Consider the following 12644-nt stretch of genomic DNA (forward strand, 5'->3'; position numbering starts at 1 on the left):
CGGGGGTCAAGATGGTGGCCGTTGTGGTTTCTTGTTCGTTTGTTGTGTTGGCCGCGGGGGTCAAGATGGTGGCCGTTGTGGTTTCTTGTTCCTTTGTTGTGTTGGCCTCGGGGATCAAGATGGGGGGCTGGAGTGTGGGGAGGAAGTCGCCTTCGATGATCTTGCGGTCGCGGGCGAGGCGGTTAAGGGTGTCGCGGACGACGGCGACGGCCATGCCGAGGTGGTCGGCGGCGTTGGCGGTGGTGAATGGGCCGTGGGTGCGGGCGTAGCGGTGGATGAGGTCGCCGACGGGGTCGGCGGGCGGCTCGAGGAAGGCAGCCGGAACTCCCAGCGGGGCAGGGATTCCCAGTGCGTCGCGGAGCCTGGCGGTGTCTTCCATCGCGGCGAGTAGGGGGTGGCCGCGGTGGGTGACGGTGATGAGGCTGCCTGAGCGGACGAGGGTGTCGAGCAGTGTCGGCAGGTCGGCCTCGCCGATGTAGCGGGCGGCGATCTGATCGGTCGACAGCGGGCCGAGCCAGCGCAGGAGGTCCACCACGTCGTCGGCGTCGCGGGCGGCGCGTTCGGGGGCGGTGCGCTGCAGCCGGGCGACCACCGATTCGATGACCGCGGGGTCGAGCAACTCGCGCAGGTCGACGCGGCCGAGGAGCTGGGCGAGCAGGCTGGTGTCCAACGACAGTGCGGCGGCACGTCTTTCGGCGAGGGGGGCGTCGTCGTTGTACATGAACGCGCCGACGTACCCGAACAGCATCGACGCGGCGAACGGCGACGGCGCGGGTGTTTCGACCTCGACCACCCGCACCTTGCGGGTGCTGATGCGGGTGAGCAGATCGATCAGTGCGGGCAGGTCGTACACATCCTGCAGGCATTCGCGGACTGCTTCCAGGACGATCGGGAAGTCGGGGAATTGCGAAGCGACGGAAAGCAGTTGGGCGCTGCGCTGGCGTTGCTGCCACAGCGGTGCCCGGCGCCCGGGATCGCGGCGCGGCAACAGCAGTGCGCGCGCGGCACATTCGCGGAACCGGGAGGCGAACATCGACGAATCGGCCAGGGCGTCGGTGACGAGCTGCTCGATGTCGTCGGGGGAGATCACGAACACCGCACCGCCGGGCGGCTCGTCGTCGGTGTCGGGGAGCCGGACGATGATGCCGTCGTCGGACGCGGTGGTGGCGCCCTCCAAGCCGACGGTGGCCTGCAATCTCGCGGAGATGGCGCTCGCCCACGCGGCGTGCACCCGTAAACCGTAGGGGGAGTGCAGGATCACCCGCCAGTCGCCCAGTTCGTCGCGAAAGCGTTCCACCACAAGGGTTTTGTCGGTGGGCAGATGTCCGGTGGCCTCGCGTTGCTCGCTGATGAGAGAAGCGAGGTTGTCGCGGGCATAGTCGGTGAGTCCCAGGCGTGTCGCGTTCTCGGCCAGTTTGGTGTCGTCGGCGATGGCACCGGTGAATCTTCCGATGGCAGCACCCAATTCGGCCGGCCGGCCCACCGAGTCGCCGAGCCAGAACGGCAGCCGACCGGGCTGCCCGAACGCCGGGGACACCAGTACCCGATCGTGGGTGATGTCCTCGATCCGCCAACTCGATGCCCCGAGCGCGAACACATCGCCGACGCGGGACTCGTACACCATCTCCTCGTCGAGTTCGCCTACCCGGGCGACCTTTTCGCCGATCAGGTACACCCCGAACAGACCCCGGTCGGGGATGGTGCCACCGGAGGTGACCGCCAGCCGTTGCGCCCCGCGCCGCCCGGTCAGCGTGCCCGCCATCCGGTCCCAGGTGACCCGGGGCCGCAGCTCGGCGAACTCGTCGGACGGATACCGTCCGGAGATCAGATCGAGGACGGCGTCGAACACCGACCGATGTAGATCCCGATACGGTGCCGCGCGGCGCACAAGGTCGAACCAGTGCTCGACGTCGAGCTCTCCCACCGACGCGGCGGCGATGGTGTGCTGGGCGAGCACGTCGAGCGGATTCTGCGGGATGCGCAGCGACTCGATCTCGCCGCCCAGCATCCGGGCGACGGTGACGGTGCAGTGCAGCAGGTCGGTGCGGTGCTTGGGGTAGAGTACGCCCTGGCTGATCTCGCCCACCTGATGTCCGGCCCGGCCGACGCGTTGCAGGCCGCTCGCCACCGACGGCGGCGCCTCCACCTGGATCACCAGATCCACCGCGCCCATGTCGATACCGAGTTCGAGGGAACTGGTGGCCACGACGCACCGCAACCGGCCGGCTTTCAGATCGTCCTCGATCTGGGCGCGCTGATCCTTGCTCACCGACCCGTGGTGGGCACGTGCGAGCACCGGCAACGAGCCCGCGCTGCTACCCGAACCCATGACGTGGGCGGGCGAACCGCCGGGCACTCCCCGATTCGGTGTGCGGGGCGCGAGCGCACCGCCCTCCGACTGCCGCCGTTCGTGAATCTCGTTGAGCCGGGCGGTCAGCCGCTCGGCCAGGCGCCGCGAATTGGCGAACACGATGGTCGACCGGTTGCGTTCGACGGCGTCGACGATGGAGGTCTCGATGTGCGGCCACAGCGATCCGGCGGCCGGGGAGAACGGATCGTCGAGTTCGTCGGCGTCCTCGGGCGGCGGGATGCTGGTCATATCGGGTACGGGTACGTCGACCCGCAGGTCGAAGGTCTTGGCGGCGGGCGGCTTGACGATGTGGCATTCGGCGGTCCCGGCCAGGAACGCGGCGACCGCCTCCGGCGGGCGGACCGTCGCCGACAGCCCGATCCGCTGCGCGGGCTGGTCGAGCAGCTCATCGAGCCGTTCGAGGGACAGCGCCAGGTGCGTGCCGCGTTTGGTGGCTGCCACCGCGTGCACCTCGTCGACGATCACCGTATCGACGTGCCGCAGGGTCTCGCGGGCGGCCGAGGTGAGCATCAGGTACAGCGATTCGGGGGTGGTGATCAGGATGTCGGGCGGGGTTTTGATCAGCGCGCGACGGGTGGCCTGCTCGGTGTCCCCGGACCGGACTCCGACCGTGATGTCGGGTTCCGGGACACCGAGTTCTTGCGCGGCGCGGGTGATGCCCGTCAGCGGGGCACGCAGATTGCGCTCGACGTCGACGCCGAGCGCCTTGAGTGGCGACACATAGAGGACACGCGTGCCCGGTCCGCGATCGGCGCCGGTGGTCGCGAGCCTGTCGAGCGCCCACAGGAACGCCGAGAGTGTTTTGCCCGAACCGGTCGGTGCGATCACCAGGGTGTTGTGGCCGTCGGCGATCGCCGCCCAGGCGCCCGACTGCGCGGCGGTGGGCTTGCCGAAGGCTCCGGAGAACCACCGCCGGGTGGGGGCGGTGAAACGGTCCAGGACGAGGGCGGCGGCCACACGCACATCATGTCGCATGCATACGACACACCGTCGACCACGGTGGAGGTATAGAGTCAGCAAAAGTCAGCACACGGGAAACCCGGTGAGAGTCCGGGACGGTCGCGCCACTGTGAACCGTGACGTCGCCGAAAGTATCCAGACGATCGGGCGGCGCACGAAGTCAGAGCACCGTGACTGGCAGTGGAATACGTGCTCACTGGGACGCACGATCCCGGAAAGGACATCTGACATGACCTCAACGACCGCGACGGCCCCCGGCAAAGCCCGGGCACTGGCCGTCCCCGACGTCTCCGCCGTCAGCACCGCGCTGTGGCTCACCCTCACCGTGCTGATCGCCGCGCTGGCCTACTACTTCCTCGGTTACGACCAGGGCGCGGTGTCGGTGTTCGGATCGGACACCCACATCCACGAATTCATCCACGACTCCCGCCACTTCCTCGGCTTCCCCTGCCACTGACCAGCGGACCTGAGGAGACAACAGGATATGGAAAAGAAGTTCATCGGCGCCGGACTGCTCTCGGGTCTGGTCGCCGGAATCGTCGCGTACATTTTCGCCCGCATCTTCATCGAGCCGCAGGTGGCCAAGGCCATCGACTACGAGGACGGACGCGGTGCGGCCGAAGAGGCACTCTCCGGTGAGCACGGCCACGAACACGAGGTGTTCACCCGCTCGGTCCAGGAAAACATCGGTGCGGCCACCGGCACGCTCGTGTTCGCCCTGTGCATGGGTGCGTTCTTCGCCGTCGCGTTCACCGTGCTGTGGTCGTATGTCGGCCGCCGCTACCCGGCAACAGATCCGCGAGCCGTCGCAGCGGCGCTCGGTGCGATCGGACTCGTCGTGGCGTTCGGGGTGCCGTTCTTCGTCTACCCGGCCAACCCGCCCGCCGTCGGCGACGACAACACCATCGGCGACCGCAGCGGCGCCTACCTGACGATCACGCTGGTCTCGGTGATCGCGGCCATCGCGGCCGTCACGCTCGCCCTGTGGTTGCGGCCCCGGCTCGGTGGCCTGGTGTCGGCTATCGCGGCGGTGATCCCGTACCTGACGGTCGTCACGATCGCGGCCGCATTGCTGCCCGAGTTCCACGAGGTTCCCGAGGCGCTCAAGAACGACGCCGGCGACATCGTGTTCCCCGGGTTCCCCGGCGGGGTGATCGGCGACTTCCGCGTCTACGTCATCGCCAACCAGGTGATCCTGTGGACGGTGTTGACGACGGTGTTCGCGCTGATCATCTGGAAGCTGGAGAAGCCGCGCACTTCGGTGACCGCAGCGGCCGCAGAGCGGGTCGGCGCCGCGGACTGACCGCGCACCTGAACAGGCTCACACCGGTGGCCGGGATCGTCGTGATCCCGGCCACCGGTCGTTTCCCCGGACGTGAGGCCTGTGACATTCGGCCGTCGCGGCTAGGGTGGACGCCCGGGTGAGGCTATCGTTACTCCGGTGTCCATGGCGGTTGAGGAGTCCACGACGGCGTCGGGGCGGGCTGTTCGAGGACGATCCCGACGGACCTTCGTGGCGATCGCCTTCAGCGGCCTGCTGTGCGCGGCGTCCGGTTCGATGGCGGTAGGCGACGCCTACGCCGCGCCGGCCCCTGCGGGCAGTCCGGTGAGCACCGGCAGCCTCGGCGACCTGAGCGCCGGCATCACGATCGGCGACGTCACCATCGACCCCAACCCCGACCAGGGGACGTCCGTCGAGCTGAGTTCGGCCGACCCCGCGGCCGGCGAGACGATCACGGTCACCGGCTCCGGATTCACCGCCGATCAACGGCTGACCGTCGCGCAGACCGTCGCCCGGCCGGTCACCGGATTTCCGCTGGTATCCGCGGGTGCGCGGACGCTGACCACCGATGGTTCGGGAAGCTTTTCCACCACGCTCCGCGTCGCCGGGAACGTCGGCGGCACCGACTGCACCGCCGGGACCTGCTACATCGCGACGTTCGTGGCTTTGCCGCGCGGCGTCGCCAATCGCAGCCAGGACAACTGGACCGCCATCCGGGTCGGTGGCAGCCCATCCGCGCGTCGGCCCGTCGCCGACGATCCCGGACAGCGCACGAACCCGGCAACTCCGTCCACCGGATCGCCCGCACAGGACGACCGGACCACCCCGAACCGGACCGGTCAAACCCAGAACACGCAAACCCCGAACACGCACACCGAGAACGATCCGGCCCCGAACCCGGCCCCCCGGCCCGCGCCGGTCAATCGGGCGGGCGGTCCGGTGGTGACGCTGTCCAAGACCTCCGGGCTCAACCCCAACGGTGATGAGATCACCGTGTCGGGCAGCGGATTTTCCGGTGGTGGCGCCGGTATCTACGTCGGTATCGCACAGGACGACCAGTTCTCGACGACCGACGCGAGCGTGTACGGTCCGGGCACCGTGTTCGTGCGGTCGTCGCAGATGTCCGGCGGGACGTGGTCGACGCGGCTGAAGGTGTCGGCGTCGTTCGCCTCGGCCGACTGCCGGAATAAGCAGTGCTCGGTGTATACCCTCGCCGCACATGGCAGTACGGATCGTTCGCAGGACACCAGGACGCCGGTGAGCTTCACCGATGTGGGGGTGAGCGCACCTGCCCGCACCGGCCGCGACGCCACTACCCGCAGCGACACCGCCCGCAATCGCGCTGAACGTGGCGCCGAATCCGGTGAGAAGGACGGCACACCGACGGTCTCGATCTCGCAGATCAGCGGACTGGAGCCGAGCGGAGCGAAGGTCACGATCTCCGGCACGGGGTTCTCCGGTGAGGGCCCCGGAATCTACGTCGGCCTGGTCCAGGACAGCCTCTTCTCAACGACCGATGCCTCCGGCTGGGGCGCCGTCGCATTCGTCACGCCGTACATGATGCACGGCGGTTCCTGGTCGACGACCCTGACTCTCAAACCCGACTACGGCAAGGGAAACTGCCTGCGCAACCCGTGTTCGATCTACACCATTGCCGCGCACGGCAGCTCCGACCGGTCCCAGGACACCACGACACCTGTCACCTTCGGCGACGATTCGGCAAGAGCGAAGGCAGACGCAAAGGCGAAGGCAGAAGCCAAAGCGAAGGCAGAAGCCAAAGCGAAAACGAAGTCCGAATCCAAGGCCGCGACGTCGACGGACGAATCTGAGGCCACCTCCGGCGACCCGGCGCAGGCCGGATCGCCCGACACCGGGCGCGACTCGAGTGACCCCGGCTGGGTGCCCTGGGCGATCGCGGCCGGAGCGATAGCGGGCGCGGGAGTGCTCGGCGGCGGGGCATACGCGATCAGGCGGAGAGGCACCCGCACTCCACCCACGGCCTGATCGGACCGCGCCCGGGTACCTGGCGCGTCTCGTGGCGGCCCCTGGTTACCTGCGCCGACGACAGTCCCGGCACAATGAAACGTGTTCTCGTTTCAGTGTGGAGGGAGTGGTCCGTGTACGAATGGTCGCCTGAGGATCTGATGGTCCGGGATGCGTTGCGCGCGTTCATCGACAAGGAGATCCGGCCCCACTCCGACGAGCTCGAGTCCGGCCGCCTCGCGCCGTACGACATCCTGCGCAAGCTGCTGTCCACCTTCGGCGTCGACCAGATGGCCGAGGACGCGCTCGCCAAGGAACTGGCCGCCGAGGAGGCACGTGCGGCCGGTGACACCGGCGCCGGGTCCCGTTCGCGCGGCGGTGCGTCGGCCGCATCGGGCGGGATGAGCCAGTCCGCGTTCATCATGCTCAACTGTGAGCTGTCGTCGGTCAGCCTCGGCCTGGTCACCTCGCTGGGCGTGTCGATGGGGCTGACGTCGAGCACCATCCGCAGCCGCGGCACCCTCGCGCAGAAGAAGCGCTGGCTGCCGGGCCTGGTGTCGCTGGGCAAGATCGGGTCGTGGGCCATCACCGAACCCGACTCGGGGTCCGATGCGCTCGGCGGCATGAAGACGACGGTCCGCCGCGATGGCGACGACTACATCCTCAACGGCCAGAAGACGTTCATCACCAATGGCCCGTACGCCGACATCGCGGTCGTGTTCGCCAAGCTCGACGACGGTTCGGGCACACCGCCGCGCGAACGCAAGGTGCTGACGTTCGTCGTGGAGAAGGGGATGCCCGGATTCACCCAGGGATCGCCGTTCAAGAAGATGGGGCTGATGAGCTCACCGACCGGTGAGCTGTTTTTCGACGACGTTCGGCTGACCCGCGATCATCTGCTCGGCGAGACCGAGGACCTGGGCGACGATTCCCGCGGCGGCAAGGGCGCAAAAGCCGGTTTCACGGCCGAACGGATCGGCATCGCGGCGATGGCGCTCGGCGTCATCCAGGAAGCCCTGCGGCTGTCGGTGGACTACGCCAACACCCGCACCCTGTGGGGCAAGGAGATCGGCCAGTTCCAGCTCATCCAGCTCAAGCTCGCCGAGATGGAGGTGGCGCGGATCAACGTGCAGAACATGCTGTTCAACGCCATCGAACGCACCAAGGCGGGCAAACCGCTGACGCTGGCCGAGGCGTCGGCGATGAAGCTGTATTCCTCGCGTGCGGCCACCGACGTGGCGATGGAGGCGGTGCAGCTGTTCGGCGGCAACGGCTATATGTCCGAATATCGGGTGGAGCAGCTCGCCCGGGACGCCAAGTCGCTGATGATCTACGCGGGCAGCAACGAGATCCAGGTCACGCACGTGGCGAAAGGTCTGCTCGCTCGCTGAACGCTCGCCTGGGACGTCCGGCCCTGCGGTCGAATGACGGCACGCGGATACACTGGCCCGCATGACCGACGTCGCCGACTCGCCCGAGGTTGACCAGCCAGAGCCTGAATCACACGCCGCCGACGAATCCGCTGGATTCGATGTGGCCGCGCTCCGCGCCCAGGCCGAGGCGTCGTGGACGCGGATCGTCGCGTGGGTGCTGACGATCGGCGGGGCGATCGGACTCATCGCGTCGGCCGACCTGAGCATCGAGAAGATCGAGATGCTCAAGGACCCGGGCTACAGCCCGTCGTGCAACTTCAACTCGCTGTTCAGTTGCGGGTCGGTCATGGTCACCGATCAGGCATCCGCGTTCGGTCCGCCGAACCCGTTCATCGGGATTGCCGGGTTCTCGGTATTCGTCACCGTCGGCGTCGCGCTGTTGTCCGGCGCGAGATTCGCCAAGTGGTTCTGGCTGGGCTTGCAGCTCGGTGCCACGTTCGCGGTGGTCTTCGTGCACTGGCTGATCGACCAGAGCCTGTACGAGATCGGCAAGCTGTGCCCCTGGTGCATGGTGGTGTGGTCAGTGACCATCCCATCGTTCCTGTTCGTTACCGTCCGCAACGCCCACGCCTTCGGCCTCGTCGAACGTTCCCGCTTCGTCGGCATCCTCGCCCGCAACCACGGCCTGATCCTCATGGTCTGGGTGCTGACGCTCATCGCGCTCATCGTCATCCGCTTCTGGGACGAGTACTTCTCCACCCTCTACTGATCCGGGTTCGGATCTCGCGGCCGACGATCCGAGCTGACGCCGTCGTCGTCAGGAGTGGGCGAGGATCTGGACCGCCGTCGGCTTCTGCGGCTGTTGCCCGATACTGCTCCGATGGATGGACGGTTGTGGAGCTGCGCAAGCGTATCAAGGTGCCCGTTCACAAATCGGCCGGATCGATGTGTGGTAAGAATGCTACGATTGCGCACATGACGACGGTGGCCTCTCGCGACCTGCGAAACCACACTGCCGACGTGCTTCGGCAAGTAGCTGGGGGTACGACGGTGACTGTGACGGTCAACGGCAAAGCCGTGGCCGAGATCAGTCCTGTCATATCGCGGCGATCGCAATTCTTCTCCCGGACAGATATTCGCCGGCTGGTCGAGTCGGTGCAGGCCGACGCGGGTTTGGCCGCCGAACTCGACCAACTTGCCGGAGAGACCACCGACGATCTGGATCCGCTGTGAATGTTCGGCCGGCGTTGCTGGATACGAGTGTGTTCGTCGCACGGGAATCGGGTCGACCGCTGGACATCGATTCGATCCCGGAGGAGACCGCGGTCAGCGTGATCACGATCGGTGAACTACAAGCCGGGGTGCTGGCCGCGCAGGACACGTCGACGCGAGCGAAGCGTTTGGCGACCCTCGAATTCGCGAACACCGCAGAGCCGCTGCCCATCACGGCTGAGGTGGCCCGATGCTGGGCGGAGCTCAGGGTCAAGCTTGCAGAGCAGCGTCGTCGGGCCAAAATCAACGACCTGTGGATAGCAGCGGTCGCTCATGCGAACGGAATGGCCGTCGTCACCCAGGATGACGATTTCGATCCGATCGAGGCTGTGGGTGGGCCGATGGTTATCCGGGTGTAGCTCGTCGACGGACGCGAAGGTGAGCCGGCATTACTTCGGGGAGGTGTTCTGGGCGAGGCGCCAGATGCGGTCGCGGGACATGGGAGTTTCGCATGGGCGGGGGCCGATGGCGCGGCGGATGGCGTTGGCCAGCGCGGGGGCTACCGGGTTGAAGGGGGATTCGCTCATCGACTTGGCGCCGTACGGGCCGAGATCGTCGGAGGTGTCGGCGAAGTAGACCTCGGTGTCGGGGATGTCGGCCATCTGGGGGATCCGGTAGGTGCGGAAGACCGGGGTGAGGACCTTGCCGGCGCCGTCGAGCATGATCTCCTCGTACAGTGCACTGCCGAGGGCCTGGGCCACCCCGCCCTCGACCTGGCCGAGGCACTGCTGTGGGTTCATCACCGTGCCGGCGTCGGCGGCGTGGACGGACTGCAGGATGAGTACCCGGCCGGTGTCGGTGTCGACGGCCACCCGGAACGCTTGAACGTTGAACGCGATGGATCGGAAGTCGCCCGACTCGGCGCCGGTGGCCGTGATCGTGTCGCCGGCGCGGAACTGTGCGTCGGTACCGGCGATCACATCCGCGAACGATAACCGGCCCTCGCCCGCGGTGATGCCGTCGCGGTCGAGGGTGATGGTCGCGGGGTCGGCGCCGGTGAGCCGGGCTGCGGTGTCGGTGATGATCTCGTACAGCCGGACACACGCGAAGTACAGGGCCCGGCCGGCGACGGTGGTGCCCGCCGACGCGAACGCGCCGGTGTCGTAGACGGCGCCGTCGGTGTCGCCGAAGGTCAGTACGATGCGATCTGGTCCGGTGTTCAGGGTGGACGCGGCGATCTGGGTGTGCACTGTGGTGGTGCCGTTGCCGAACTCGCAGGTGCCCACCCCTATCCGATAGGTACCCGATGCGTCGACGGATGCGGTGACCGTGGAGAAGTGCCCACGCGGTGCCATCGTCGCGATGGTGGCAACGGCCATGCCCTCACCGACCCGCCACGATGGCCCGTCGGGTGCGGTCACCCCGTTGCCGCGTTCGAGGGCCTCCTGTGCCATGTCCAGGCATTGGTCGAGACCGTAACTGCCCCACACCAGATCGTGTTCGGGTTCGGTTTCCGCCACCAGCAACGGATCGCCGTCGGCGACGGCGTTGTGGCGGCGCAGTTCGAACGGGTTGATGCCGAGTTTCAGGGCCAATTCGTCCATGGCGCTTTCGATCCCGAAGATCACCTGACCCAGGCCGTATCCGCGGAACGCGCCCGACGGGGGATTGTTGGTGTAGACGACCTCGGCGTCGACCCGTTTGACCGGGCAGGTGTACACCGACACCGACTCGGCGCACGAATGGAACATCACCCCGATCGCGTGATTGCCGTAGGCGCCGGTGTCGGAGAGGACGTCCACCTTCATCGCGGTGAGCGTGCCGTCGGCGTCGGCGCCGAGATCGACTTTCACGCGGAACGGGTGGCGCCAGGTGGTGCGGGTCATCTCGTCGGTGCGGGTCATCTCGTAGGCGCACGGCACCCCGGTCCGCAGAACTGCCAGTGCGACAAGGTCTTCGGTGAGCAACTCCTGTTTGCCGCCGAATCCGCCGCCGACGCGGGCGCTGAATACCCGGATCTTCTCCTTGGGTAATTCGAAGAGCAATGAGAGTTCGTCGCGGACCAGGAACGGCACTTGGGTACTGGTGCGGATGACCAGTCGCCCGTTCTCGTCGAGATATCCTATGCTGCCGTGGGTTTCGAGTTGTCCGTGCGTGACCCGCGCCGTGCTCCAGGTACCCGACACCGTGGTGTGTGAGGCGGCGAGTGCTTCGTCGGGATCGCCGCCGAAACCTTCGTGGAAGGAGGCGATCACGTTGCGGTGTGCCTCGGCCACTCGATCTTCGGGGGTGCGGTCAGGATGGATGAGCGGAGCGCCGGGGGTGCGGGCCTGCTCGGGGTCGAACACCGCGGCCAGTGGGGCGTACGTCACCTCGATGGCGCGGCAGGCTGCCTCTGCGATCGCGGCGGTGGTGGCGACGACGGCCGCCACCCGCTGCCCGATGAACCGGACTACCGGGTCGAAGATCAGACTGTCGTCGGGGTCGTCGGTCCGGAACTCGTGGCGTCCGGTGGAAAACCTTCTGGTGGAGACATTCTCGTGGGTGAACACGGCGACGACGCCGTCCATCGCCTCGGCGGTAGAGGTATCGATCGACAGGATGCGGGCGTGTGCGTGCGGCGACGTCGCGACGCGGACGATGTGCATCGGCGCGCCGAACGAACCGGGATCGACGTCGAAGGTGTAGGGCTCGGTGCCGGTGACCACCCTGCGGGCGGCCGGCGGATTCACCGATGTGCCGACGGTGCCGGGTACCGGTGCCCAGTTCTGCGGAACGGGCACCCGTGCGGGCGGGCATAGGCGTGCGGTGTCGCCGTCGGCAACTTCACCGCCCGTGGGATTGATGACCGTCGGCGCGCACGCGTAACCGCACGAATCAGGTTGTCCGGTCACCGCATTGCTGATCGAGGTGCGAATCGCGCGGTAGCCGGTGCACCGGCACAGGTTGCCCTTCATCTTGCGGGGCAGGTTCTCGATGTCGTCGGGCTGAAGTGTCGAGGCGGTGACAATCATTCCGGCCGTGCAGAATCCGCATTGGAAACCGAAATTGTCGACGAACGCCTGCTGCACCGGATGCAGGTCATCGGGGGTGCCCAGTCCGGAAACTGTTGTGACCGTGTGCCCATCGATACGCTGTGCCGGAAAGATGCACGAATGCACGGGGTTTCCGTCGACGAGCACCGAGCATGCGCCGCAGTCGCCGGCGTCGCAGCCCTTCTTCACCTCGAAATGCCCACTGTCCCGCAGGAAGGTTCGCAGACACTGGCCGGGGGCCGGGTCGGCTTCGACGGGCTGATCGTTGATATGGAACTTCATCGGGTGCGTCCGAACCGGTAGAGGTGGCTGAGTCGTGGCGCGCGGGTCGCCGGACCCCTCGTGACCCTCGCTCGTGCCTCGCTTCGGCCTCGGGGATCAAGATGGGTGGTCGGGTGTGGGCTGTGTGGTTTGACCTTGTGCTGAGT

9 protein-coding genes and 1 riboswitch are annotated in these 12644 nt (G+C 67.2%); of the genes, 7 read left to right on the forward strand and 2 right to left on the reverse strand.

What is annotated here, in order from left to right:
* A partial coding sequence (locus tag Q0627_RS01340; RefSeq protein WP_298807276.1) for a DNA glycosylase AlkZ-like family protein occupies positions 1-3346 on the reverse strand: 3346 nt, incomplete at its 3' end.
* A 55-nt stretch (positions 3347-3401) separates the two neighbouring features.
* Positions 3402-3502, forward strand: a riboswitch (cobalamin riboswitch).
* Positions 3503-3560: 58 nt separating this feature from the next.
* Here Q0627_RS01340 and Q0627_RS01345 point away from each other — a divergent pair.
* The 7 genes from Q0627_RS01345 to Q0627_RS01375 all read left to right on the forward strand — a co-directional run bounded on the left by Q0627_RS01345 (position 3561) and on the right by Q0627_RS01375 (position 9600).
* Complete coding sequence (locus tag Q0627_RS01345) at positions 3561-3788, forward strand: CbtB-domain containing protein (RefSeq protein ID WP_291013740.1); 228 nt, start codon at positions 3561-3563, stop codon at positions 3786-3788.
* A gap of 27 nt (positions 3789-3815) precedes the next feature.
* On the forward strand, positions 3816-4634 hold the full coding sequence (locus tag Q0627_RS01350) for a CbtA family protein (protein ID WP_298807280.1): 819 nt from the start codon (positions 3816-3818) through the stop codon (positions 4632-4634).
* Positions 4635-4778: 144 nt separating this feature from the next.
* Complete coding sequence (locus Q0627_RS01355; protein WP_298807292.1) at positions 4779-6617, forward strand: neocarzinostatin apoprotein domain-containing protein; 1839 nt, start codon at positions 4779-4781, stop codon at positions 6615-6617.
* A 113-nt stretch (positions 6618-6730) separates the two neighbouring features.
* Positions 6731-7987, forward strand: a complete 1257-nt coding sequence (locus Q0627_RS01360; RefSeq protein WP_298807282.1) for an acyl-CoA dehydrogenase family protein — start codon at positions 6731-6733, stop codon at positions 7985-7987.
* Between the two features lie 61 nt (positions 7988-8048).
* Positions 8049-8738 (forward strand): vitamin K epoxide reductase family protein, encoded by a 690-nt coding sequence (locus Q0627_RS01365; RefSeq protein WP_298807284.1) that lies wholly within the window; start codon positions 8049-8051, stop codon positions 8736-8738.
* Positions 8739-8944: 206 nt separating this feature from the next.
* The gene (locus tag Q0627_RS01370; RefSeq protein WP_298807286.1) at positions 8945-9202 is read left to right on the forward strand and encodes a type II toxin-antitoxin system Phd/YefM family antitoxin; all 258 of its coding nucleotides are present in this window, start codon (positions 8945-8947) and stop codon (positions 9200-9202) included.
* Positions 9199-9600 (forward strand): type II toxin-antitoxin system VapC family toxin, encoded by a 402-nt coding sequence (locus Q0627_RS01375; RefSeq protein ID WP_298807288.1) that lies wholly within the window; start codon positions 9199-9201, stop codon positions 9598-9600. Before Q0627_RS01370 ends, Q0627_RS01375 begins: the two co-directional genes overlap by 4 nt.
* A gap of 30 nt (positions 9601-9630) precedes the next feature.
* On the opposite strand, the gene Q0627_RS01380 is transcribed toward Q0627_RS01375, so the two are convergent.
* Positions 9631-12498: a molybdopterin cofactor-binding domain-containing protein gene (locus Q0627_RS01380; protein WP_298807290.1), complete on the reverse strand. Its 2868-nt coding sequence runs from the start codon at positions 12496-12498 to the stop codon at positions 9631-9633.
* Positions 12499-12644: the final 146 nt, after the last annotated feature.

This window comes from uncultured Gordonia sp., assembly GCF_937858515.1.
Classification (GTDB): Bacteria; Actinomycetota; Actinomycetes; order Mycobacteriales; family Mycobacteriaceae; genus Gordonia.